Origin of the sequence: Psychroserpens sp. AS72, from assembly GCF_038900375.1 — a bacterium.
In the GTDB taxonomy this organism is placed as follows: Bacteria; Bacteroidota; Bacteroidia; order Flavobacteriales; family Flavobacteriaceae; genus Psychroserpens.
Genome location: NZ_JBBMRC010000008.1, coordinates 136,378 through 160,378 on the forward strand (window position 1 = coordinate 136,378; position 24,001 = coordinate 160,378).

The window sequence follows — 24,001 nt, forward strand, 5'->3', positions numbered from 1 at the left end:
TTTAAATTATCTTATTTTATCTAATAAATAACTTAGTTGAGTTGCTTCATCTTCAGTTAAATTTTCAAGTAAATTTTTTCGATCTTTTTTTGATATTAGATCTAGTAATTTTAAACCTTGCTTTGTAATATTTATATGCACTACTCTTCTATCATTAGGGCATGGCAAACGTTCAATTAATTCTTTAGTACACAATTTATCCATTAATCGAGTAGCGTTTGGAGAACGTTCTATCATTCTATCTTTAATAGTTTGAACGTTTAAAGGTTCTCCAGCGCCTTTTAAAATTCTTAGTATATTATACTGTTGCTGTGATATACCAAAATCTTTAAAAAAATCATTTTGAGTACTCATAATCCAATTTGCAGTATAAATAATATTAAGCATTGCTTTTACTCTATTATTTTCAAATTTTGAATTGATATCTTTTGCAAAATCTCCCATATTCGATTTTTAGGCTAACACGTCTTTAAATTCATCTTTCTTATTTAAAACAGCATTGGCATAAGAACATGTTGCTTTAATTTTTAATCCATTTTCTCTAGCATATTGTACTGATGACTCAACCAATTTATAGCCTATACCTTGTCCTTTTAAAGAAGGATCAACTTCGGTATGATCTATTATGATTTTATGTGTATTAGAAACTTTATAGGTTAAATGTGCCTTTTCAATACCATCAATTTCAAAATAGAATTTACCTCCAGTTTTATGATGTTCACTCTTGATTTCCATAATTATAAACTTTCTTTAAATTGTTGAACCTCTTCTAATAATTGATCATTTAGTACTTTATTATTTATTTTTCCTTCGGAAAAATTATCATTAAATGAAGGCAAAGAAAACTTTCCAACAATATTCGCATCGTGCCTAGGAAAACGATCCATTGCCATCCCTAAAACCGATTGTCCACCTCTTGCTCCTGGTGAAGTCGCCATAAGCAACATAGGTTTACCAAAAAACGTTTTCTGTTGAGCTCTAGACAGCCAATCAAAAAGATTTTTAAATGCTGACGAATAAGCTCCATTGTGTTCTGCAAGCGATATAATTAATCCATCTGAAGATTTTATATACTCCAAAAACTTAATTGCGTTATCTGGAATGCCGTTTTCTATTTCGTAATCAATTCCGTAGACATGTAAATCAAAATCATTTAAGTCTAAAACGATAACCTCTACATTTTCAACTAAAGTTGATGTATATATTGCTAATTGCTTATTTATTGAATTCTTACTGTTACTTCCTGCAAATACTATAATTTTTTTCATTTCAATTATTTATTAACTCTTTTATAAAATATATACGATACTATTAATAATACTAAGGCTACTAATGCTCCTGTTTGTTCGCCATCACCAATCATGTAATGTGCAAAAAACGCAAGTATAAAAGCAAAAAAGAATGCTGAATAAGCCCATTCTTTAAGCGTTTTAAAGTTTGGTAACCAAAGAGCGACTAATCCTAATAGTTTAGCAACTGCATAAGGATATATGATATAGGTTGGATAACCAAAATTAGTAAACATTGCTGAAACATCTTCATGTTTAAAAAAGTACATACTAACAGAAAACAACATCAATAATGTTAACAATCCTGTAGCGATGTAGTAAATAATTTTATCTCTTTTCATTTTTGTGATTTATTAGTTATGGTACAAATATACAACAAAAAATTTATATATTCCTAGGTAACTATTTCCATGTAATTGATTTTAACAAAATATTCGCTTTTAAATCCGTTGTTGGTTTCGTAAATTCGTAGGAAATAAAACACACTATGGATTTAAACTTCAATAAAAACGAAGATCATAATAAATTACTCCTTTCTGACCTAAAAAAACGTTTAGCCCAAGTAAAGCTTGGTGGTGGAGAAAAGCGTATTGAAAAGCATCATTCTAAAGGAAAAATGACTGCTAGAGAACGTGTAAATTTTCTTTTAGATTCAAAAAAACCTTCCATAGAAATTGGCGCTTTTGCTGGTGATGGAATGTATGAAGAACATGGTGGTTGCCCTTCTGGAGGTGTTGTCGTAAAAATGGGTTACATAAAAGGTAAACAATGCATAGTGGTTGCCAATGATGCTACAGTAAAAGCTGGAGCATGGTTTCCTATTACTGGAAAAAAGAATTTACGTGCTCAAGAAATTGCTATAGAAAACAGATTACCTATTATATATTTAGTAGATTCTGCAGGTGTGTATTTGCCAATGCAAGATGAAATTTTCCCAGATAAAGAACATTTTGGTCGCATTTTTAGAAATAATGCAGTGATGAGCAGTATGGGAATTACTCAAATTGCTGCAGTGATGGGAAGTTGTGTTGCTGGTGGAGCCTATTTACCAATTATGAGTGACGAAGCACTTATTGTAGATAAAACTGGAAGTATATTTCTTGCTGGTAGTTATTTAGTAAAAGCTGCTATTGGAGAATCTATTGATAATGAAACTTTAGGTGGTGCAACAACACATTGTGAGATTTCAGGAGTTACAGATTATAAAGCAAAAGATGATAAGGATGCTTTAGAAACCATACAACGCTTAATAGATAAAATTGGCGATTATGACAAAGCTGGCTTTAATAAAGCAGTTTCTAAAAAACCTAAAGAGAATCCTGAAGATATCTTCGGAATTTTACCTAAATCACGTGCTGAGCAATACGATATGAAAGAGATTATCAAACGCTTGGTTGATAATAGTGAGTTTGACGAATACAAAGAAGGCTACGGAAAAACAATCATCACAGCTTATGCTCGCATTGATGGTTGGGCAGTTGGTATTGTTGCTAATCAACGTAAACTGGTAAAAACCAAAAAAGGCGAAATGCAATTTGGAGGTGTGATTTATAACGATAGTGCAGATAAAGCTACGCGTTTTATTGCAAATTGTAACCAAAAGAAAATCCCATTAGTATTTTTGCAAGATGTCACTGGTTTTATGGTTGGAAGCAAGTCTGAACATGGTGGTATCATCAAAGATGGTGCAAAAATGGTAAATGCAGTTAGTAATAGTGTAGTTCCAAAATTTACTATTATCCTCGGAAATAGTTATGGTGCAGGAAACTATGCCATGTGTGGAAAAGCTTACGACCCAAGATTAATAGCTGCTTGGCCAAGTGCTGAATTGGCTGTAATGAGTGGGAATTCTGCGGCTAAAGTGTTGCTGCAAATTGAAAAAGCATCACTTCTTAAAAAGGGTGAAAAAATTACTGAAGCAAAAGAAAAAGAACTTTTTGATAAAATTAAAAACAGATACGACAACCAAGTATCACCATATTATGCTGCGTCACGTATTTGGACAGATGCTGTTATTAATCCTTTAGATACACGAACTTGGATAAGTATGGGAATAGAAGCTGCCAACCATGCTCCTATTGAAAAACCTTTTAATATGGGAGTTTTACAGGTTTAGTTTATGAAATACATACTCATTTTTTGTTTCCTATGTTCTAGTATTGGTTTTTCTCAATCTGAGGAAAATGTCATAAATCCTAGGATTAGATTTAGCAAAATGGATTCAAAAAACATTGAAAGTGAAGCGTTATTATATACGATTTCTAGTAGAGATACATTTTATCGTGAAGAACTGAAGTATCTTGATTTAAGCGATTTTCAGTATGACAAAGAGAAAACGCCTAAGCTTTTTTCGCACTACAAAAAATCGGTGTTCTACCGTACAAAAAAGCATTCTAAAAAGGTGTATCGAATATTTCAATGGAAAGTTCCAGTGGTAATTTACTTTGATAAAGAGATTCCTAACAAGATAAAAAAGGAAGTCAAATCGTTTTATAGCCAAGTAAATGACATTGATAATCTTAGTGTAACATTCACTAATAACATAGATAAGGCTAATTATCGGGTTCAAATTACCGATGAAATTTTTAGTACAAATTCTAAGACCTATAAGCTTTCAGAAAAATTTACAGTAAATAATTATTTTTTTGATTACTGTAATTATTTTTTAATCAATGACAATAGAAATGGGATTATTGGCTGTTCATTGAAAATCAATAGAGAACAATTAAATAATAATGATCATTTACTAGCTAATATAAAACAAGGCATTTTTTTAAGTTTAGGTCGCTTTTTCTTGAACGCTTCCTTAATGGACGAAAGTATTTTAACCAATCTCATTTATGAGAATGAAAAAATAATTAGTGATTTAGATTTGTCAATTTTAAAATTACATTATTATCAGCTTTATAATAGACGTATAGATGGAACTGATTTTGAAACACTATTGCAAAAAAATTAATTAAACCAATATGAAATCAATACTTTGTTTTATAATTTTCATACTTATAACTTTATCTAGTTTTTCACAAAAAAAACCAAGTGTCGTAATCAGAAATTATGTTCCAATACAAGACTATCACACAAGATATAAATCACCTTTAACCAAAAAAGATTCTTTAAATTTTATTATTAGAGATGAAATTACATTGGTATTAATTACTGAAAAGATGAAAACTATTGGTACTTATGTAGACTATGTATATAAAGATTCTTTATTTCTTGACCAGTATAAGAAAGTTGCTTTTAATCATAAAATGATAGATAATGAAACCACAATGAAATATTGGAAAAGTGACATCAAACTATTTTTTGCCAAATCTGTTTCTAAAAAAGAGAAAAAATCTATTTTATCCTTCGCAAAGCAAATCTCAACTCAAATTGATTCACTTAATATTTATGAAGCTAAAAATCATGCAGACTCTAATTACACCATTTATTATTCCAGTGATTATAATTATGATAAAAATTTAGAAAAAAAGAAGGATGCTGATTTTTGGGTATATTGGTACAATAATAATCAATTGTATAAAGGATCTCTTAAAATAAACAATGAGAAATATTTTAGTGAGTCCCTTAGAATTGCTAAAATCAAAGCTCTTTTGTTTCAGTCATTAGGCTTCTTTAAATTATCCAAAGAATTTGATTGTGATAGCTATTTCTCAAATTGTTTCTCTGAAGACAAACAAATAACAGATTTTGATTATGAGTTACTCCAGTATCATTATTGTTATGGTATCTGCAAAGGAACATCTTTAGGAACTTTTGAAGCACAACATGAAAAAGTAAAGGAAATCTTAAGCAAAGATCCTCATAACGTTTTTAGATTTCATTATCCAGAATATTGAAAAACAAAACCACAAAATCACCAGCATATATCATTCTCCTACTCATTTTAGCTGGAGAAGCTGTATTTATATTACCATTTGTTTTACAACGTATTTTTAGACCCACATTTCTAGAAGTTTTTGCAATAAATAATGTTCAAATTGGGAGCTGCTTTTCTGTTTATGGAACCGTTGCTTTTTTCTCCTATTTTTTTGGAGGACCATTAGCCGATAAATTTAAACCTCACCTATTAATGTCTGTGGCTTTAATACTCACAGCCTGTGGCGGATTTTATCTCTCAACCTACCCTTCTCTATTAAACCTTCATATTCTTTACGGGTTTTGGGGTTTCACAACTATTTTTCTCTTTTGGGCTGCCATGATTAAAGCCACTAGAATTTGGGGTGGAACAGACAAACAAGGCATCGCTTTTGGCTTTTTAGATGGTGGTCGTGGTTTGGTAGCAGCTCTTTTTGGGTCAGTAGGTTTGATCATTTTTTCCTTATTTATTACTAAAGACATTGAGTTAACTTCATTTACAGAACGTCAAGAAGCCTTTAAACAAGTCATTATTTATACGTCTTTAGCAATTTGTGTTGTAAGTGTTTTTGTTTACTTTTTTCTCAAGAATCTCAATCCTTCCGAAAAAAACATTAGTATTTCAAAACCCAAATTAACGTTTGCTGATTTTAAAATTGTCATGAAAATACCATCAGTATGGTTATTAATGATCATAATTCTTTGTGCGTATTACGCTTATAAAATGACAGATGTTTTTAGTTTATATGCTAAAGATGTCATGGGATATAACGACATTGAATCAGCTAAAGTAGGCACATACCTTTTATATATGCGTCCAGTAATCGGAGTTGTTATTGGATTAATTGCAGATCGTACAAGAGCATCATTATGGATCGTGGTTGGCTTTTTTCTCATGCTCGTCACCAGTGGTATTTTTGCGAGCGGAATAATTGACGATAGTTCCACTCTATTTTTCACACTCTCAATTGGAACAATGGCAATTGGCGTATATTCTGCAAGAGTGCTATATTTCGCAACATTAGAAGAAGGTAAAATACCAATTGCATTAACAGGAACAGCAGTTGGTTTTATATCTATAATTGGTTATACACCTGATATTTTTGCAGGACCATTAATGGGATACTTTTTAGATGCTCATCCTGGCGCATTAGGCTTACAATATACTTTTGGAGTTATGTCTATATTTGCAGGTGTTGGTCTTGTTGCTGCTTATTTTCTATATCGCTTACCAAAAAGAAGAACGACTAAAATTTAATTTTTTCAAGAGTTTTTTTACGTTGAATTTTTCCAGTATCTGTCATCACAAATTGTGATACTGCGTATGTTTTCTTCGGAATTTCAAGTTTGCCTAATCCATTAAAAACTGTTGAATCTAAAGCAGTATCATCTGCTTCAATAACTAAAATGAGTTGCTCTCCTAAAGTTTCATTAGGCTCAGAAGCAACAAAGAATTGCATTTTTATATTGCCTTTTAATTTCTCTTCTATTTGCTCTGGAAATAATTTTAATCCACCAGAATTAATCACATTATCAATACGACCAATCCAATCAAAAGTAGTTTTAGAATGTAATTTCACAATATCATTAGTCACCACTTTTTTAGAAGCTACTTTAGGAGCATCAATAACCAAGCACTCTCTATCATCTTGAGAAATAGTCACATTTGGTAACACTTCAAAATGTGTTTTTTCTTGTCCGTTATTTAATGGTTTTAAAGCAATATGCGTTGCTGTTTCTGTCATGCCATACGTTGCATACACTTTAGTTTTTAAATTTTGCGTAGATTCTATAAGGCTTTTAGAAACCGAAGAACCTCCAACAATCATAATATCTACATTATGTAAATAACTTAATGTAGACTTTAATTGCATTGGTAACATAGCGCAAAAGCGATACTTTTTCTCATAATCAAAAATAGGTTGTGACGTTGGCTCAACGAGATCAATTTCTAGACCTAAAATCATAGCTCGTACTAACATCATTTTACCAGCAATATATTGTGTTGGCAAACAATGCAACGAAGTATCTCCAGGTTCTAAACCTAAATAATCACCAGTTGCAATACAAGAATTAACCATAGCTTGCTTACGCAATTTCATGGTTTTTGGTTTACCTGTAGATCCAGATGTATTTGCTAAAACAAAGTCTTTTTCGTCTAACCAATCTAACAAGAAATCTCCAGTTATTTTCTCATATGGCTCTCCTTCTTTCACCAAGCTATAAGCAACTTCTTTAAGTTCCTCATGATCATAATTGGTGCCATTGAGTTTAAATTTTAAATGAATTTTATCAAATATTGGAGTCATAACATTTCGGCTTAAAAGCAATAATTAACCTATAATTTTGTAGTCTTCTTTTGGTGGCTCTACAATTTTACCAAACAGCTTTTCTTTCCAATTGGTCCATTTATACACCTTAGAAAAAATGAATAATATAATTGGAAACATTATAAATACAGGAAAAACCATATCTATAAATTCTAATTTTGGCTCAGCTATATCTTTTAAAATAGAATGTGTTTGAAATGCCGTCCAGTCTGAAGTTACCAGCAATGCAGTAAACAAATTATTTGCTGCATGAAACCCTAGCGCCAACTCTGTACCTTCATCCATTAAGGTCATAATCCCAAGAAATAATCCAGTACCTATATAGTAAATCAATAAGGAATACCCTAGTTTTCCAATTTCAGGATTTGCGATATGTAATAAGCCAAAAATAGCAGATGTGATCAATAAGGGTGACCAATTTCTTTGGCATACATTTCTAAGACTATTATAGCTTTTAGATTCAAATCCGTTCGTTTTTTTAATAATTTGAAATACAATAACACCTACTGCAATCACTGCTAATAATAGTAAACTATTTTGCAAATAGTCAATTGAATATTTAATATTTAATATAATAAACATTGGAATCGTAATCAATGACATCAAAAACGCATAAGGAAAAAACTTGTCTGTAGTTGCAACACCAAATCCTTGCATCAAATAGCCTCTAAACAAATATTCTTCTAAACTGGTTTGTATAGGTACTAAAGCTATGGCGATTATTGCTAGAATAATAAAACGTTGCATTTCAAAATTATAGACATAACCTTCTGGTGCTAAGTAAAAATAATCGACTAAAACGAGACCTGATGATAAAATTCCCCAAAAGATAAAAGCGAACCAAATACGTTTCCAATCTAGTTTTGATCTAGAAGTCGCAATTGCAGTCATTTTTTGTTTATGTATAAATTTTACAGCCAAGTATAGCCCAATAAAACCAACAGCAAATGATAATAATGCCAAAAGTAAAAACACATTAGAATCTAAAATAGAATACATTGAAGATTCATTAATAGATTGTACATCTCCTCCATCACTAATCACTTTCATGACTACAGCTCCCAATAATGGAAACTGACCAACCAAAGCTGCTGAAAAGACAATCAAAGATCCTACTAAATACTTCCAGAAATCATGTTCAACTTTAAAAGCTTGTGCTATAAATTTATTCATTTTTATTTTAGTTTAATATCGAGAAGCGACGTGTTCCAATCTCGATTATTTTCGTGCTGCAATGTACCATTTTTTACAATTAATGGCGAATCAATATTATTAGTAAATAAACTACCAGTTCCTAAACCTTGAGGCAATTTATTGTTTAGTGCAAAGGTCCATTGTGCAATTGCATTTAGTCCAATATTACTTTCTAGCGCACTTGTTATCCACCATTTAATATTTTGCTGTTCTGCTAGATTAATCCATGATTCACTTCCTTGAAATCCACCAACCAACGTTGGTTTTAAGATGATGTATTGCGGATTAATTATAGACAATAACGCTTTCTTTTTTTCTTCGGAAAATACGCCAATCAACTCCTCGTCTAAAGCAATTGGCAAAGGTGTGTTTTGACATAATTTTGCCATCTCATTCCATTGTCCTTGTTTTATGGGTTGTTCAATAGAATGTAAATCAAATTCTGATAAACGTTTTAATTTCTCTAAAGCTTCTTCTGGAGAAAATGCACCATTTGCATCTACACGAAGTTCTATTTCTTTTGCTGAAAATTCCTGACGAATAGATTTAAGGAGTTCAATTTCCGAAGAAAAATCAATAGCTCCAATTTTTAATTTTATACATGAGAAACCAGCTTCTAATTTATCTTTGATTTGCTGTTTCATGAAGGCTTTGTCTCCCATCCAAATCAATCCGTTGATTGGAATTGGTGCTTGGTTTTGAGTAAATCGTGAAGGAAATAAATTAAAACCATCCTCACTTTCTAAAGATTTAAAAGCCATCTCTACACCTATTTGAATACTCGGGAATTCAATGAGCTCAGTGACTAGTTTGTCAACACCCAAGTTGATGTTATCGCAAGTCCATTGCAATTTTTGCTCAAAATCTGGTCTATCATCAATACTGAGACCTTTAAACATACCACATTCTCCAATACCTGTTTTTCCATCTTTCACTAAAAGAAGAAACCAAGTGTCTTTGGTTTTTAAAATCCCACGAGAAGTTCCGCTTGGGTTTTTGAAGTGAAGCTTGTAGTGTTTGTATGTTGCTTTTATCATTAGGACAAAAATAAGAAATCTGTATGCACAAATTACGTTTGATCGAATTAGAAATCAGAATGAAAACTAAATTTACTTTTTACGATAAGTGGTCTTAGTCCAAAAAAAAGTCTGTTTCATAAAAGTGAAGATAAATATTTAACAATTTTGTACTTTAGCAAAACGTAATATGAGTACATGCAAGATCCAGAATTTCCTAATATTATTTTGTTTGCCATTCCGTTTTTTATCATTGCGATGCTATTAGAATTGTATGTGACAATCAAACAAGGTATTAAGACTTACGAATCTAAAGACGCCTTCTCCTCTATTGCAATGGGATTAGGCAATGTGTTTCTTGGTTTTTTTAGTAAAGCATTAGTCTTATTGGCTTTTTTTTACATTTATGAACATTTTAGACTATTCACTATCCCAATTACTTGGTGGAGTTTTGTTTTAATATTCTTTGCAGATGATCTTGCCTATTATTGGTTTCATCGCACATCTCATGAGTGTCGTTTATTTTGGGCTTCTCATGTGGTGCATCACTCCTCACAACATTATAATTTGAGTACTGCGTTGCGTCAAACTTGGTCTGGCGGATTTTACTCTTTTGTGTTTTGGTTGTGGTTACCACTTTTAGGATTTCATCCAGGCATGATTTTACTACAAATGTCCATTAGCTTATTGTATCAATTTTGGATTCATACTGAAGCCATCGACAAACTCCCAAAATGGTTTGAAGCGGTTTTTAACACACCTTCTCATCATCGTGTTCATCATGGAAGCAATCCTTTATATCTAGATAGAAATCACGCAGGAATATTAATTATTTGGGATAAATTATTTGGCACATTTCAAGCTGAATTAAAAGATGAAAAAGTGGTGTACGGTTTGGTTAAAAATATCAACACATACAACCCAATAAGCATAGCTTTTATAGAATGGGTACACATGTTTAAAGATGCTTTTTCTGGTCGGAAATCGTTAAAACACAGATTACTTTATCTTTTTAAACCTCCTGGTTGGAGACATGATGGCACTGGACAATCCTCAGATGATTTGCGGAAGGAATATTTAAAACATAGTTCGCAGTCGCAGTTTACAATGAAAAAATAAATACTCTCGTTTTTACGAGCAAAAAATGAAACTTAACAATAAAACAGTTTGGATTACTGGTGCTTCTAGCGGAATAGGAAAAAGTCTAGCCATTGCATTATCAACATACGATTGTAAATTAATCTTGTCTGCTAGACGAACTTCAGAACTTGAAAAGGTGAAACAATTATGTCACAATCCAGAGTTGGTGTATGTCTTGCCTTTAGATTTAGCAGAAACTGATGCCATGCAAGAAATTGCAAATGAAGCTATTTCAGCATTTGGAACTATTGATATACTGGTGAATAATGGTGGTATTAGTCAGCGTTCTCCAATTATCGAAACGTCTATTGCTGTAGATCGTAAACTAATGGAAGTAGATTATTTAGGAACCGTTGCCATTTCTAAAGCATTGCTACCACATTTTGTTGCACAACAATCTGGTCATTTTGTTGTTGTGTCTAGTTTAATGGGGAAATTTAGTTCGCATTATCGCTCTGCCTATTGTGGTGCAAAACATGCCTTGCATGGCTTTTTTGATGCCTTACGTTTAGAACATGATAAAGACCATGTGAAAGTCACTTTTATTTGTCCTGGTTTTGTAAATACCAATGTGGCAAGAAATGCTTTAACCGCAGATGGTAGCAAGCAAGAGTATCAAGATGAGATGACAGAAAACGGATTAGATGTTGATGTCTTCGTCAAAAAAATGATTACAGCTATTCAAAAAGAAAAGTATGAAGCTTATATTGGTAAGTTTGAACGTTTTGGTGTGTTATTAAAACGCTTATCACCAAAATTGGTTCATAAATTTGTGTTGCGCAGTAAGGTCAGGTAGGTACTTGGTTGTGAGTAAAGGTCACAGAAGATGTTTTGCAAAATAATCTCCTAATTTTTTAGTCATAAATATTTTATTCAAATTGACTATAATAAATAATTACATACCATGTTATTACTCCTATTAAAAAAAATAAATGAACAAAAAGAGCACCTATATTATACTCTTTATGTTTATTCATATCTATGCTAATCAGGTTCATAAGTATCAAGAAAAACGCAATTAATGCTATCAAAAAGAGAAATATATAATTCAAACCAAAAAAATGTCTTGGCTGTTCTAATGTCACAGATAAAACTATAAATACTACCACACAAATACTATAATAGATTAGTGTATGTATTAATCCTTTTTTTCTTATCATTAGTTTTTAGTCAAATTGAAGTCAATCTATAACTCAATACTCTCACCAATCTCCAACAACATTAAATCTTTATCCTTATCAAAGAATTTACGTTTGGCGTCTTCGTGATCAATTTCTATATAACCAAAGGTATCAAAATGATAACCTAACACTTTGTCACATTCAACAAAATCACTTGCTAAAATGGCGTCGTCAATTCCCATCGTAAAATTATCTCCAATTGGAAGAATTGCTAAATCTAGTTTTGTAAATAATGGAATAAGTTTCATATCCATCATCAAGGCAGTATCTCCAGCAATGTAAATGTTTTTATGTTCGCCTTCTATAATAAAACCACCTGGTTGCCCACCATAACTACCATCTGGAAAGGATGATGTATGAATTGCATTAACATATTTTACGTTTCCAAACTCAAAATCCCATTGTCCACCATGATTCATTGGGTGATTTTCTATGCCTAATTTATCATAGTGAGTTGCAATCTCAAAGTTTGAAATCACAACAGCACCTGTGCGTTTAGCAATAGCTTCAACATCTAAAATATGATCTTGATGTGCGTGAGTCACCAAAATATAATCTGCTTTAAGTGTTTCTATAGAAATGTGAGCTGCTTTTGGATTTCCGGAGATAAAAGGATCTACCAAAATATCAATATCAGCGACTTTGATTCCTAGACTTGCGTGACCGTAAAATGTAATTTGCATGTTATTGCGTATTAATTATTATGTGGATTAAATTGCCTTATTCTAAAGTCATAAATTGTTTCTTCTTACTTTTTCTCGTACTCATCATGATAAACTTCTCGTTTTCAAATGTACCATAAAAAGGTGCATAGAAGGTATTCCCTTTATTATCTTGAATTTTGTCATAAGTTACCTCACCAGAAGCACTATACACAAAATCATAGAGTGACGAGGACTCAAACCATCCTGTTGATGCTTTTGTACGACCATCTTTTTTCTCTTTTAAGTTTTTACCAGAATTTAAGATGACATGCAATTCTCCATTTTTCATAAACGCATTGTAAGAAGGTGCTGTAGCACGTTTAAAGATGCTTCTTCCCCAATCTAGATTACCTTCTGCATTAAATTTTATTATTAATACATCATCATAATGATAGGTATAGGTCCAATAACCACCTGTTGTTCCTGTAGATACGTAATGACTTGTGACGTAAAATTCTTCGGCTAGCATATAAGTGTTTCCTTGACCATCTGTTAGGACATAATCTATATAAAAATTAGACAATTCTTTGTCGTTTTTACGTTTTGCTTTTCTATAGCCATAAAGATCATCGTATACTTCTTGAGGTAGTGCTAAAAGTTTCTTATTTTTTACTGAAAGGTTATCTGTATCAATCATAAAGTTACAACCCCCTTTGATTCTACCTACATTTCTTTCTGAATAAAACCCAATTAAATGAAGTTCATTATCTATATCTGTAATTGTTAACGATTGGATGTGCTCATCTTCTCCTAAACCAATAAATACGTCCTTAACTGATGCTTTAGAGATTTCATTAAGCACGAATTCGTAGTTGGCTTCACCTCCTTTTTTTTGTCGTTTCCCTTTTTTAAATAATTTTCCTAGCGAGTACACAGTGCCATCATTAGAAACTGTAAGATCATTAGGTTGGTAGAAACGCTCCGCATCTTCTCTATAAGATTTTTTATAAACCATTTCTAGTGATTGTGCATTATAGACACGAATGGTATAACTATTAAGGTTTTTCTTTATGTTATCTGTAGCCATTGCAAAATACTGTCCGTTAGGAGATAAGGCAAAACTCGTTTGACGTTTATTACGACCAGAAAATAAGCCTTGGTTTTTTTCTACGGTAGCACTAAAGATTTCTTTTTTATTATAGGATTTTGTTGCCAGATTAAAAGTGTGACAATACACGATGCGTTCCTTTTTTTTTGGTGATAACACAGTAAAGTATTTGATCTCATTACCAAAAAACAATTCACCTATAAATCGTTCTTTCTTTTCACTATCAACAACTTTAGAAAAAATCTTTTTAAGATTAGCATCAAAAATATCAAACAGAATATCTCTTTTACTTTCTCTAACAATTCCTGTAAGATTTGATGTTGTAGTATGAATGGATTTAATATCAAATGTTTTAACATCGTCTTTATACTCTTCGCTCTCTGTAACTTTAAGTTTACTAGTTTTTTGAGCTTGAGCTGTGAAAATTGAAATTGTAAATAGAATAAGGAATAATCTGTTCATAATTAGGGTTTAGTTTTATAGAACTGAAAAATACAAAAAAAACTCAGACAGATTTGAAGAAATTGTCTGAGTTTTAAAGCCCCAAATTTTATTGTTGACACAATATAAAATGTATCTACCTACAAAATTTCTACTTAAATATAAGTATTAATTATTTGATAACCAAATATTTATGTTAAAAAAATCATAAAATATAACCTACACCTAATAATAGAGAAAACAAAAATGTGGTTAGCGCCAATACTTTTAATTGAGGATCATAATCTATTGGATTCGTTGCTTTTCTAACTTTATTTAAATGAATTAACAATGGAATAAAGGCAATATAGAATAAGAAATTCCATAAGCTAGAGTAGTATAAAATTGAAAAAACTATAGCAATAATAATAGCTAAAACAATAAGTGTGATTTGATAGGCTTTCGCTTTTTCTTTTCCTAATTTAACAGCTAGCGTCTCTTTTCCTGATAATTTATCAGATTCGATATCTCTCATATTATTGAGATTTAAAACACCCATACTTAACAAACCTAGAGAAATTGCAGGTAACCAAACATGATGATCTATATGCTTTGTATAAAGAAAATAACTACCAACAACGCTTACTATTCCGAAGAAAATAAAAACAAATACATCTCCTAAGCCTTTGTAGCCATAGGGTGAGCTTCCAACTGTATAATTTATTGCTGCATATACAGAGAAACCTGCGAGTAAGAAAAACACCAATGCATACAGTAAATATTTACTACCAAAAGATGTAAAAATGAGTCCTACGGTTAGGATGATAACTACAAGAATATTCTTTTTGATGCCTTCAAACATCTCTTCTGGAGTAATGGCTCCACTTTGAATAGCACGCTCTGGTCCTATTCTATTTTCGTTATCTGTTCCTTTAACTCCATCTCCATAATCATTGGCAAGATTTGAAAGAATTTGTAGTGCAATAGTTAAGAGCATGGCAAACGTCATGATAAGTCCATCAAACTTCCCATTGTAATATGCAAAGCATGAACCTATAATAATACCAGATACCGAAAGTGGCAACGTTCGTAATCTAAAAGCGGAAAGCCATGGCTTTATTTTGTTAATCATAAAACAGCTTTCTATTTATGGAATCCACTTTTTATCAAAGTTAGGTTTACGTTTTTCTAAAAACGCATCGCGACCTTCTTTAGCTTCATCTGTCATATATGCCAAACGCGTAGCTTCTCCTGCAAATACTTGTTGACCAACCATACCATCATCTGTTAGATTCATAGCGAATTTTAGCATTTTTATTGATGTTGGTGATTTTTCTAATATTTCTTGAGCCCACTCATAAGCAGTATCTTCTAATTCATCATGAGGAATTACTGCATTGACCATTCCCATGTCATAGGCTTCTTGAGCTGAGTAATTTCTTCCGAGGAAAAAAATCTCACGAGCGCGTTTTTGTCCGACCATTTTTGCCAAATAAGCAGATCCATATCCACCATCAAAACTCGTTACATCTGCATCTGTTTGCTTAAAAATAGCATGTTCTTTACTCGCTAACGTTAAATCACAAACAACATGAAGACTGTGACCTCCTCCTACTGCCCAACCTGGAACTACAGCAATCACAGCTTTTGGCATAAAACGAATTAAACGTTGAACCTCCAAAATATTAAGACGATGATAACCATCTTCTCCAACATAGCCTTGATGACCTCTTGCTTTTTGATCGCCTCCAGAACAAAAACTCCAAATGCCATCTTTTGTTGATGGACCTTCTGCAGACAATAATACAACACCAATATTTACGTCTTCTCCAGCATCGTAAAAAGCATCGTAAAGTTCTTTTGTTGTTTTTGGTCGGAAAGCGTTTCTAATATCAGGACGATTAAAAGCTATTCTAGCAACACCATTACATTTTTTATAGGTAATGTCTTCATAGGTTTTTGCGGTAACCCATTCGGTTTGACTCATAATTAATAATATTTACTACAAAAATACTGCTTTAAAAATAATACTTCAATCAAAAAACATCTAAATCTTATGAGTCTCTCACATAAAATACTAGCAATTAAATATTTATGTGACATTTTATAAAAACAAGTGTCTTATTATAGGCATCAATTTAAAACGCCATAATAATTAATACATATTTTAGGGATATGAAAATTTTGAATTCTAATATTGCACATCAAATTATTAAAGAAGAGCAATCTAAAGCAGGAGTTATTCATTTCTTCAATCATATTGCTGTTGTAGAATTTAACGAAGGCATTCATGCTGACATAAAAAACGGAAAGAAAATTTTAGAATCTATGATGAATTACTTCGGAAATTCTAAACCTTTTGGCATTATCGCAAACAGAATTAATTCTTATTCTATTGCTTTATTAGAAACTGTTGAAGTGCGCTCTATGTTTCCAAATTTAGTTGCCTACGGAATTGTTAGTTATAATTTTGCTGGACGCATGAATGCAGATATTGAAAGTCAGTTTTGCACTTCCGAAGATATTAGCTTTAATAACCTTTATGAAGGTATAGATACTGTTTACAATAGAGTGATAAGCAAGATCCCTTTACCTCTTAATTAAATTCTTTAATCTTTTTGTTAATATACAATATTAGAAGATTGTTAATTTAAACGCTCTAAATGTTTTTTTTAATAATTATTATGAGTTATTTTCATAAAACATGTAATATTCGTAAAGCTTTCATTCCTATTAATAGGAAATTTATAATAATGTATTTAAGTTAAAAAATACAATAAATAGACTAAATAGACATAGTATATTTGCATTTTTAATTTTTTAAATAACAGATATGTCAATTGTAGATTGCCCTTACAATGAAGAACCAATATTAAAAAAAACTATAGATTTAGGAGATTTATATTTTTTTAAGAAATTTGTAGTATGCGAATTCAATGAAGGTGTAAACATTAATTTTGAAAATTTTAATGAAGCCAAGATTGAAATTGAAAAGCAATATGGTAATACCAGTTTTGGTTTTATTAGCAACAGAATACATTCATACTCCATTTTAGTTACAGATGCACCAATATTTAATAAGACATTTAAAAATGTAAAAGCATACGCTACAGTAACTTACTCTGATTTGGCTAGTAAAGTTTTTGAAATAGAAAATCATTTCTTCAAGTTTAATAGAAGAAATTTTGATAATTTAGAAAATGCTATACAATGGGTTGAACACAATCTAAAAGAAACAGCAGCATCTATTTAATTTAAATAAATACCATCATCTTTTATAGTAATCAACTTTTGTTTATATAAAGTACCAATAGCCTTTTTAAAGGTTTTTTTACTCATTTGTAAAACGTTTTTAATGTCGTCTGGACTAGATTTATCATTAAGTGCTAAAAAACCGTTATCGGTGTCACCAAGATATTCCATCACTAAATCGGCATTAGGTTCAATTTTTCTATAACCTATTTTACCAAGTACAATATCAAGTTTATTATCGTCTCGTACTTTTTTAACAAAACCTTTTAAACGATCTCCAACACTAATATCTTTAAATATATCTTCATGAAATATTAAGCCTAAATGTTGATTATTAACAATGACATTCATTCCTAAATCTGAAGGATGAGACACAATCAAATCTACTTCATCAAATTGCTGAACCGTTAGATCTTTATTGTCTAAAAAACGATTGGTTTTACTAGATGCAACTAATCTATCTGTTTTTTCATCGAGATAACAATGTACAAGATACCAGCCACCTGCTTTCATTTTAAATGCTTGCTCACTAAATGGGCAAAAGAGTTCTTTAACCATTCCCCAATCTAAAAAAGCACCATGTTCTGTAACTTGATTACAACGCAGTAAAGCAAAATCATCACGTATAATATAAGGTTCGTCTGTTACAGCAACAAGACGTTCTTCATTATCTAAATACACGAAAACCTCTAGTTTTTCCCAAATTTGAAATGTCTCTGGTACATATCTATTTGGAAGTAAAACCTCATTATCCTCTGCATCTGACAAATATATGCCTTGCTCACTTTCTCGTATAATTTCTAATGTATTGTAATCGCCTATTCTAATCATGCGTCAAAGATATGGAAAAAAGAGTTTTAGATGGTGCTACTTTTTAAGTTATGGTATGACAAATTAATATTTTTATCAATGAACTCAAATTGCATAATTATTTTAAACCTAAAAGTAAGATTGTTAGAATCACAACAATTCAAGATTTAATATTTCCGAATAAAAAAAAAGCGTCACTTTCGTAACGCTTCTTTATATGTTTAAAAAATTCTATTTGTAAACAGATTCTTTTTTGAAATGTGTAGCTAATAAATAATATACAACTGCTCTGTATTTATTTCTATTTGATTTACCATATGTTTCCATTACAGAATCAATAGCTTTATCTAAATCTGCGCTATCTTTTAATCCTAATTTTTTAATTAAGAAATTGTTTTTTACTGTTGCTAGCTCAGAATCATCACTTCCAGAAACCGTTGCAGCATCTGCATTATAAATAGATGGTCCACAACCAATTGTTACTTTAGTTAATAAATCCATGTTTGGAGTTACACCACATTTATCTTTTAAATCTGCAGCATACTTTGCTATTAAATCATCTCTTTTACTCATCTTAGTTGTTAATTTTTAGGTTAATAAATATTTGCTCTATAAAGATAGTTAATTATTAGACACGTAAAAACTAAGGAAGTCACATTTTTATTTGATGTATTTAAAGTAGTCTAATAGTAAAGAATCATTTTCGGTTCTTGGCGTAAACACTTCTAGTAATCGTGGGTGCTTAGATTTATTATGAAAAGATTTTAATGCACTTTCTAAATCTTGTTCGTTATGCGCTGTAACATATTCAAAACCATACATTTCTGATAATTGCTTTGCAGTTAAGTTGTGTTTGGTCTCAAAAAAATAGTCAAAATTATCTGTGTTTTTATGTCCAGGAAGAATTCTAAAAATACCTCCTCCTTGATTATTGAGCACTATAATTCTGAAATTTTTAGGTATATAATTATTCCATAATGCATTGCTATCATAGAAAAAACTTAAATCTCCAGTGATAAACGTTGTTTGTTTTATATTGGCAACTGCACATCCAATTGCTGTAGATGTACTGCCATCAATACCACTTGTACCACGATTACAATATACCTCCAAAGTAGGATTTATATTAAACAACTGTGTATATCTAATTGTAGAACTATTTCCTAATTGCAAAATTGTTTTATTAGGTAATGATTTTAATAGTAGACTAAATGCCTTAAAATCACTAAATGGAATTTGCTTCACATATTCCAAATGCTTTTTGTGACGTCGTTGTTTTACAACTGTCCATATATCTAAATAATCACTTTTAGCAATATGTGTTATTTTTGGTAGAAATTCAGCAAAGAAATCATTGGGTTTTGCAACGATATGTTTGTCTAAACAAAAGAACGTATCATTTGCATTTTTATCACCAATATGCCAATGGTGTTTAGGTTGCAGCTTCCGTAAAAAAGCTTTAATCTTTTTAGATACAATTAAACCACCAATAGTTATTAATATTTCTGGTTGTAGCTTTTTAAAATCTGCATCTTCTAATGGTGCAATCATTTTATCGATACTAGGAAAAAATTTTGCATGATGAATATTTGAAGTCGTTTCGGTAAAAACAATCACACTATCATCATTTGCTAAGTCATCTAGCCATTGCTGTTCTATTTGATTTGGAGGCAACACACCTATTAAAATGATTTTTTTCTTTGATACATACCATTCATCAATACAGTCTTTAAGTTCTGCTTGATCAACTTTTAACTGATTGACATCTAATTCTTCAACTTTAGGACTTACTGTTAATTGCGCAACAGTTTCATAAAGTGGTTCGTCTAATGGTACATTTATATGAACAGGTCCTTTTTTAAATCGCGCTAGATTAATTGCATTATTAATTTCCTTTTCGTTGTCAGATTGAATGCCTTGTTGTAAACCTAAAAAACGTTCTAATTTATTCTCTAGACTTTTAAAAATTGGTATTTCTTCTTTGTTTGATAATCTACTTTCGTCCTTTAAATCTAATTTCAAATTTGCGGAATATAAGATATGATTTTCAAAAACATTTTTTTGATTGATGGTTTGCCCATCACCAATACCTATTAAATGTTTTGGTCTATCTGCTGAAAGTACTATCAACGGAATATCGCTATAAAAAGCCTCAGCAACTGCAGGATAATAATTAAGTAACGCACTACCTGAAGTACAAACAACAACTGTAGGCTCTTTTGTTTGCTGTGCAATTCCCAAAGCAAAAAAAGCAGCACAACGCTCGTCTACAATACTGTAACAATTAAAGAATTCATCATTGCTAAATCCTAATGTTAATGGTGCATTTCTGCTTCCAGGAGAAATAACAATATGCTTTATGTTTTTAAGTTTACACAACTGAATCACAGTTTGTGCAAGCGGAATTTTAGGGTGTATCATGTCTTTGCAAAGTTATTCAAAATGTCACTCTAAAAAAACAAGATTGGATACAATTAATTTACTAACTTTCATCACTTTATAATCAAATATTAATTTCATGAAATTCAATTCCCTCTTTTTTCTCCTACTATCATTAACTTTTAACAACTTAGTAACAGCACAACAAAATGACAATCTTTGGCTTAGAAATAGTGCGATTTCTCCAAATGGAAATCAAATTGCCTTTACCTATAATGCAGATATATATCTCGTGTCATCTAATGGCGGAAAAGCAACACGATTAACAACTCATAGTGCTTATGATACCAAACCTGTTTGGTCACACGATGGTCAACACATAGCCTTTGCTTCTAATAGACATGGGAATTTTGATGTTTTTATAATGACTGCTTCAGGAACTAATGTAAAGCGATTAACGTTTCATTCGGCTGACGATATGCCTACAGATTTCTCTCAAAACAATGAAAACGTTTGGTTTAACAGTATTCGATTAGACAGTCAAAACTCTATGTTATTTCATAGATTAGGAGAATTATATAGTGTAAATAAAAACGCATCAACACCTAAACAACTTACTAGTTTTCCTGCTTATGAAGCAAAAAACAATAGTAAAGGTGACATGATATTTGAAGAAATTAAAGGCTATGAAGATGAGTGGAGAAAACATCACACTTCTTCTGTAACTCGAGATATATGGATCAAATCTGCTTCTGGGAATTACACAAAACTTTCTAATTTTAAAGGAGAAAATCGCAATATACTATTTGGTTCTAGTGACACTTTTTATTTTTTATCTGAAAAATCTGGAACGTTTAACGTATTTCAGTCTACATTCTCTAATCCTAATCAATCTTCACAGGTTTCAAATTTTGAAATGCATCCTGTACGACATCTGTCGGTTTCAAAAGATGATCTTTTAGCTTATAGTTTCAACGGAAATATCTACACTCAGCGCATTGGAGAATCTCCAAAAAAAGTAAGTATAGATGTAAGTGGTGATCAATCGTTACCGGAAAATGAGTTATTATTTGTTAATGGAAGCGTGACAGATATGGTTCCATCTCCAAACGGAAAAGAATTAATTTTCATTCATAGAGGTGATGTATTTGTAACGTCTGTAGATGGTAGTTTAACACGTAGACTTACCGAAACTCCAGAACAAGAACGCAGTATTGATATTAGCGCAGATGGTAGAACAATTGTTTATGCTGGAGAACGTAATAATAGCTGGAACCTATACACGCAAACGCTTCCGGATACAAAAGAAAAATATTTCTTGAATGCCATTGAATTAAAAGAAGACGTTTTATTGGCTGATGCCTCTGAAAGTTTTCAACCTAAATTTTCGCCAACAGGTGAAGATATCGCTTACCTAGAAGAGCGCACAAAATTGAGAACTATTAATTTAAAAACTAGAAAAATCACATCAATTCATAATGGCGAAAAACAGTTTTCGTATGCAGATGGAGACCAACAATTTGAATGGAGTCCAGATGGTAAATGGATAGCTTTAACCTTCAATCCAGATCAACATTGGGTTTCAGAAATTGGACTTTTAAAAGCTGATGGTACTGGTGATTTAATTAATGTTTCAAAAAGCGGATTTAATGACTTTTCACCAAAATGGTCGCTTGATGGTTCTATGATATATTGGTCTTCAGATAGAAATGGGATGCATAGTGTTGCCAAAACAGGTCCTTCACAATTAGATGTTTATGGTGTGTTTTTGACTCAAAAAGCATATGACAAATTCAAATTAAGTAAAGACGAGTACGCATTTGTTTCAGATGATGAAAATGATGACGATAAGGACAAAGATTCTAAAAAAGATAAAGACAAAAAAGACGATGACAAAACCGAAGTAAAGAAAACATTAAAGCCTATTGAAATTGAACTAGAAAATTTATTTAAGCGGAAAGTTAAACTTTCATTATTTTCTACCAACCTATCTGACATGTTAATCACTAAAGATGCTAAATCCTTATTATACTTAGGTCGCGTAGACAATAAAGCCGATTTATGGAAGTTAGATTTACGTACAAGAGAAATAAAATCTCTAGGTAAATTTGGTCGTGGAGGTAGCATAGCATTTGGTAAAGATGCAAAAGATGTATTTATTTTAAGCGCTGGAAAAATCTCTAAAGTAAGCGTCGATTCTGGGAAGAAAGAAGGTGTTGGTATTAATGACGAAATGTCTTTTAATCTTTCTGCTGAACGTTTATATCTCATGGATCACGTCTCTCGTCAAGTTCAGAAAAAGTTTTTAGATCCTAATCTTCATGGAGCACCTTGGGATGAATTGTCTGCTAACTACAAAAAATTCGTACCTCATCTTAATAATGACTTTGACTTTAAAGACATTTTGGGAGAATTATTAGGAGAATTAAATGCCTCACATACTGGAGCACGTTTTAGAGCATCAAATAAAAAAGGTGATGAAACAGGATCACTTGGAATTTTTATTGATGATAGTTACGATGGCGACGGACTCAAAATAACCGAACTTATTGAAGGAAGTCCATTATTAAATGGAGATAAAAAAGTCAAATCGGGAGTGATAATTGAAGCAATAAATGGTGAAGTGATAACTAAAGACATTAATTTTTACACACTTTTAAATAGAAAAGCTGGTGATGCTATCACGATTTCTTACTATAATCCATCAACAAAAAACAGATGGAAAGAACGTGTGAAGCCAATTTCAATAGGAAAAGAAAACGAATTACGCTACCAACGTTGGATTAAAAAAAACCGAGAAATGGTTCATAAACTATCAAACAATCAAATTGGTTACATGCATATTAGAAATATGAATGACAGTAGTTTTAGAGAGTTTTTAGACGAAGTTATGGGAGAAGAAGTGAATAAAAAAGCTTTAGTTGTTGATACTCGTTTTAATGGTGGTGGAGATTTAGTTGATGATATCACCACCTTTTTAAGTGGAACAAAATATATGGAATTTAGAAACGGAGGGAAAATTGTTGGCACAGAATCACATACTCGTTGGACGAAACCAAGTATTATGCTCATAGGAGAATCTAATTATTCTGATGCACACTGTACTCCTGCAGGATATAAGGATTTAAAAATTGGAAAACTCGTAGGAATGCCAGTTCCAGGAACTTGTAGTTTTGTGTGGTGGGAACGAATTCAAAATGGTATTGTATTTGGAATCCCAAACATGCAAGTGCTTGACATTAAAGGCGATGTGTTAGAAAATAAAGAACTGCAACCTGATATTGTAGTTAAAAATGGTTTTGAAGAAGTTACCAACGGAAAAGATAAACAAATTGAAGCTGCTGTTTTTGAGTTGTTGAAACAGATCAATTAAA

General features: G+C 31.5%; 23 protein-coding genes. 9 read left to right on the forward strand and 14 right to left on the reverse strand.

Going from position 1 to position 24,001, the window contains the following annotated elements; genetic code table 11:
* Positions 1 to 6 precede the first annotated feature (6 nt).
* The 4 genes from WNY78_RS14395 to WNY78_RS14410 are packed head-to-tail and all read right to left on the reverse strand — an operon-like array spanning position 7 to position 1,630.
* Positions 7 to 444, reverse strand: a complete 438-nt coding sequence (locus WNY78_RS14395) for a MarR family transcriptional regulator (protein WP_342873912.1) — start codon at positions 442 to 444, stop codon at positions 7 to 9.
* Positions 445 to 453: 9 nt separating this feature from the next.
* Positions 454 to 735 carry a GNAT family N-acetyltransferase gene (locus WNY78_RS14400; protein ID WP_342873913.1) on the reverse strand — a complete coding sequence of 94 codons (282 nt, stop codon included), beginning with the start codon at positions 733 to 735 and terminating at the stop codon, positions 454 to 456.
* A 2-nt stretch (positions 736 to 737) separates the two neighbouring features.
* A complete protein-coding gene (locus tag WNY78_RS14405) occupies positions 738 to 1,268 on the reverse strand; it encodes an NAD(P)H-dependent oxidoreductase (protein ID WP_342873914.1) in 531 nt (176 codons plus the stop codon).
* Positions 1,269 to 1,273: 5 nt separating this feature from the next.
* Positions 1,274 to 1,630, reverse strand: coding sequence for a DoxX family protein (locus WNY78_RS14410; protein ID WP_342873915.1), 357 nt, complete (start codon positions 1,628 to 1,630; stop codon positions 1,274 to 1,276).
* Between the two features lie 146 nt (positions 1,631 to 1,776).
* Between WNY78_RS14410 and WNY78_RS14415 the strand changes: the two genes are divergently transcribed.
* From WNY78_RS14415 to WNY78_RS14430, 4 genes are all read left to right on the forward strand, one after another.
* On the forward strand, positions 1,777 to 3,405 hold the full coding sequence (locus WNY78_RS14415; RefSeq protein WP_342873916.1) for a carboxyl transferase domain-containing protein: 1,629 nt from the start codon (positions 1,777 to 1,779) through the stop codon (positions 3,403 to 3,405).
* Positions 3,406 to 3,504: 99 nt separating this feature from the next.
* Positions 3,505 to 4,248: a hypothetical protein gene (locus WNY78_RS14420; protein WP_342873917.1), complete on the forward strand. Its 744-nt coding sequence runs from the start codon at positions 3,505 to 3,507 to the stop codon at positions 4,246 to 4,248.
* Between the two features lie 10 nt (positions 4,249 to 4,258).
* The gene (locus WNY78_RS14425; protein ID WP_342873918.1) at positions 4,259 to 5,134 is read left to right on the forward strand and encodes a hypothetical protein; all 876 of its coding nucleotides are present in this window, start codon (positions 4,259 to 4,261) and stop codon (positions 5,132 to 5,134) included.
* Positions 5,128 to 6,411: an MFS transporter gene (locus WNY78_RS14430; RefSeq protein ID WP_342873939.1), complete on the forward strand. Its 1,284-nt coding sequence runs from the start codon at positions 5,128 to 5,130 to the stop codon at positions 6,409 to 6,411. The genes WNY78_RS14425 and WNY78_RS14430 overlap by 7 nt, the downstream gene beginning before the upstream one ends.
* Here WNY78_RS14430 and WNY78_RS14435 read toward each other — a convergent pair.
* The 3 genes from WNY78_RS14435 to WNY78_RS14445 are packed head-to-tail and all read right to left on the reverse strand — an operon-like array spanning position 6,401 to position 9,711.
* Positions 6,401 to 7,462: an AMP-binding protein gene (locus WNY78_RS14435; RefSeq protein WP_342873919.1), complete on the reverse strand. Its 1,062-nt coding sequence runs from the start codon at positions 7,460 to 7,462 to the stop codon at positions 6,401 to 6,403. The two genes, WNY78_RS14430 and WNY78_RS14435, sit on opposite strands and share 11 nt — an antisense overlap.
* A gap of 24 nt (positions 7,463 to 7,486) precedes the next feature.
* The gene (locus WNY78_RS14440) at positions 7,487 to 8,656 is read right to left on the reverse strand and encodes a CPBP family intramembrane glutamic endopeptidase (RefSeq protein ID WP_342873920.1); all 1,170 of its coding nucleotides are present in this window, start codon (positions 8,654 to 8,656) and stop codon (positions 7,487 to 7,489) included.
* A gap of 2 nt (positions 8,657 to 8,658) precedes the next feature.
* Positions 8,659 to 9,711: an o-succinylbenzoate synthase gene (locus WNY78_RS14445; protein ID WP_342873940.1), complete on the reverse strand. Its 1,053-nt coding sequence runs from the start codon at positions 9,709 to 9,711 to the stop codon at positions 8,659 to 8,661.
* Between the two features lie 180 nt (positions 9,712 to 9,891).
* Between WNY78_RS14445 and WNY78_RS14450 the strand changes: the two genes are divergently transcribed.
* Both WNY78_RS14450 and WNY78_RS14455 read left to right on the forward strand, forming a co-directional pair.
* Positions 9,892 to 10,812 (forward strand): sterol desaturase family protein, encoded by a 921-nt coding sequence (locus WNY78_RS14450; protein ID WP_342873921.1) that lies wholly within the window; start codon positions 9,892 to 9,894, stop codon positions 10,810 to 10,812.
* 25 nt (positions 10,813 to 10,837) lie between these two features.
* Positions 10,838 to 11,629 (forward strand): SDR family oxidoreductase, encoded by a 792-nt coding sequence (locus WNY78_RS14455; protein ID WP_342873922.1) that lies wholly within the window; start codon positions 10,838 to 10,840, stop codon positions 11,627 to 11,629.
* A gap of 390 nt (positions 11,630 to 12,019) precedes the next feature.
* On the opposite strand, the gene WNY78_RS14460 is transcribed toward WNY78_RS14455, so the two are convergent.
* From WNY78_RS14460 to WNY78_RS14475, 4 genes are all read right to left on the reverse strand, one after another.
* Positions 12,020 to 12,697 (reverse strand): metal-dependent hydrolase, encoded by a 678-nt coding sequence (locus tag WNY78_RS14460; protein WP_342873923.1) that lies wholly within the window; start codon positions 12,695 to 12,697, stop codon positions 12,020 to 12,022.
* Positions 12,698 to 12,734: 37 nt separating this feature from the next.
* Positions 12,735 to 14,228: a hypothetical protein gene (locus WNY78_RS14465; protein WP_342873924.1), complete on the reverse strand. Its 1,494-nt coding sequence runs from the start codon at positions 14,226 to 14,228 to the stop codon at positions 12,735 to 12,737.
* Positions 14,229 to 14,412: 184 nt separating this feature from the next.
* The gene (menA, locus tag WNY78_RS14470; RefSeq protein WP_342873925.1) at positions 14,413 to 15,318 is read right to left on the reverse strand and encodes a 1,4-dihydroxy-2-naphthoate octaprenyltransferase; all 906 of its coding nucleotides are present in this window, start codon (positions 15,316 to 15,318) and stop codon (positions 14,413 to 14,415) included.
* Between the two features lie 15 nt (positions 15,319 to 15,333).
* The gene (locus tag WNY78_RS14475; RefSeq protein ID WP_342873926.1) at positions 15,334 to 16,173 is read right to left on the reverse strand and encodes a 1,4-dihydroxy-2-naphthoyl-CoA synthase; all 840 of its coding nucleotides are present in this window, start codon (positions 16,171 to 16,173) and stop codon (positions 15,334 to 15,336) included.
* Positions 16,174 to 16,370: 197 nt separating this feature from the next.
* Here WNY78_RS14475 and WNY78_RS14480 point away from each other — a divergent pair, with 197 nt between their 5' ends.
* Both WNY78_RS14480 and WNY78_RS14485 read left to right on the forward strand, forming a co-directional pair.
* Positions 16,371 to 16,790 carry a hypothetical protein gene (locus WNY78_RS14480; RefSeq protein ID WP_342873927.1) on the forward strand — a complete coding sequence of 140 codons (420 nt, stop codon included), beginning with the start codon at positions 16,371 to 16,373 and terminating at the stop codon, positions 16,788 to 16,790.
* A 229-nt stretch (positions 16,791 to 17,019) separates the two neighbouring features.
* Complete coding sequence (locus WNY78_RS14485; protein ID WP_342873928.1) at positions 17,020 to 17,439, forward strand: hypothetical protein; 420 nt, start codon at positions 17,020 to 17,022, stop codon at positions 17,437 to 17,439.
* Here WNY78_RS14485 and WNY78_RS14490 read toward each other — a convergent pair.
* From WNY78_RS14490 to menD, 3 genes are all read right to left on the reverse strand, one after another.
* Entirely contained in the window at positions 17,436 to 18,269 is an 834-nt protein-coding gene (locus WNY78_RS14490) for a S1-like domain-containing RNA-binding protein (protein ID WP_342873929.1), read from the reverse strand. The two genes, WNY78_RS14485 and WNY78_RS14490, sit on opposite strands and share 4 nt — an antisense overlap.
* Before the next feature lie 210 nt (positions 18,270 to 18,479).
* The gene (locus WNY78_RS14495; RefSeq protein WP_342873930.1) at positions 18,480 to 18,821 is read right to left on the reverse strand and encodes a DUF2853 family protein; all 342 of its coding nucleotides are present in this window, start codon (positions 18,819 to 18,821) and stop codon (positions 18,480 to 18,482) included.
* Between the two features lie 87 nt (positions 18,822 to 18,908).
* Complete coding sequence (menD, locus tag WNY78_RS14500; RefSeq protein ID WP_342873931.1) at positions 18,909 to 20,669, reverse strand: 2-succinyl-5-enolpyruvyl-6-hydroxy-3-cyclohexene-1-carboxylic-acid synthase; 1,761 nt, start codon at positions 20,667 to 20,669, stop codon at positions 18,909 to 18,911.
* Positions 20,670 to 20,766: 97 nt separating this feature from the next.
* Between menD and WNY78_RS14505 the strand changes: the two genes are divergently transcribed.
* On the forward strand, positions 20,767 to 24,000 hold the full coding sequence (locus tag WNY78_RS14505) for a S41 family peptidase (RefSeq protein WP_342873932.1): 3,234 nt from the start codon (positions 20,767 to 20,769) through the stop codon (positions 23,998 to 24,000).
* Position 24,001: the final 1 nt, after the last annotated feature.

What these genes read in the sequence shown, in the direction of transcription:
- WNY78_RS14495 (WP_342873930.1), bottom strand. Translation starts at nt 18,821, where the DNA reads ATGAGTAAAAGAGATGATTTAATAGCAAAGTATGCTGCAGATTTAAAA.
- WNY78_RS14420 (WP_342873917.1), top strand. Translation starts at nt 3,505, where the DNA reads ATGGATTCAAAAAACATTGAAAGTGAAGCGTTATTATATACGATTTCT.
- menD (WP_342873931.1), bottom strand. Translation starts at nt 20,669, where the DNA reads ATGATACACCCTAAAATTCCGCTTGCACAAACTGTGATTCAGTTGTGT.
- WNY78_RS14485 (WP_342873928.1), top strand. Translation starts at nt 17,020, where the DNA reads ATGTCAATTGTAGATTGCCCTTACAATGAAGAACCAATATTAAAAAAA.
- WNY78_RS14440 (WP_342873920.1), bottom strand. Translation starts at nt 8,656, where the DNA reads ATGAATAAATTTATAGCACAAGCTTTTAAAGTTGAACATGATTTCTGG.
- WNY78_RS14490 (WP_342873929.1), bottom strand. Translation starts at nt 18,269, where the DNA reads ATGATTAGAATAGGCGATTACAATACATTAGAAATTATACGAGAAAGT.
- WNY78_RS14435 (WP_342873919.1), bottom strand. Translation starts at nt 7,462, where the DNA reads ATGACTCCAATATTTGATAAAATTCATTTAAAATTTAAACTCAATGGC.
- WNY78_RS14415 (WP_342873916.1), top strand. Translation starts at nt 1,777, where the DNA reads ATGGATTTAAACTTCAATAAAAACGAAGATCATAATAAATTACTCCTT.
- menA (WP_342873925.1), bottom strand. Translation starts at nt 15,318, where the DNA reads ATGATTAACAAAATAAAGCCATGGCTTTCCGCTTTTAGATTACGAACG.
- WNY78_RS14460 (WP_342873923.1), bottom strand. Translation starts at nt 12,697, where the DNA reads ATGCAAATTACATTTTACGGTCACGCAAGTCTAGGAATCAAAGTCGCT.
- WNY78_RS14410 (WP_342873915.1), bottom strand. Translation starts at nt 1,630, where the DNA reads ATGAAAAGAGATAAAATTATTTACTACATCGCTACAGGATTGTTAACA.
- WNY78_RS14405 (WP_342873914.1), bottom strand. Translation starts at nt 1,268, where the DNA reads ATGAAAAAAATTATAGTATTTGCAGGAAGTAACAGTAAGAATTCAATA.
- WNY78_RS14455 (WP_342873922.1), top strand. Translation starts at nt 10,838, where the DNA reads ATGAAACTTAACAATAAAACAGTTTGGATTACTGGTGCTTCTAGCGGA.
- WNY78_RS14465 (WP_342873924.1), bottom strand. Translation starts at nt 14,228, where the DNA reads ATGAACAGATTATTCCTTATTCTATTTACAATTTCAATTTTCACAGCT.
- WNY78_RS14425 (WP_342873918.1), top strand. Translation starts at nt 4,259, where the DNA reads ATGAAATCAATACTTTGTTTTATAATTTTCATACTTATAACTTTATCT.
- WNY78_RS14505 (WP_342873932.1), top strand. Translation starts at nt 20,767, where the DNA reads ATGAAATTCAATTCCCTCTTTTTTCTCCTACTATCATTAACTTTTAAC.
- WNY78_RS14475 (WP_342873926.1), bottom strand. Translation starts at nt 16,173, where the DNA reads ATGAGTCAAACCGAATGGGTTACCGCAAAAACCTATGAAGACATTACC.
- WNY78_RS14450 (WP_342873921.1), top strand. Translation starts at nt 9,892, where the DNA reads ATGCAAGATCCAGAATTTCCTAATATTATTTTGTTTGCCATTCCGTTT.
- WNY78_RS14395 (WP_342873912.1), bottom strand. Translation starts at nt 444, where the DNA reads ATGGGAGATTTTGCAAAAGATATCAATTCAAAATTTGAAAATAATAGA.
- WNY78_RS14400 (WP_342873913.1), bottom strand. Translation starts at nt 735, where the DNA reads ATGGAAATCAAGAGTGAACATCATAAAACTGGAGGTAAATTCTATTTT.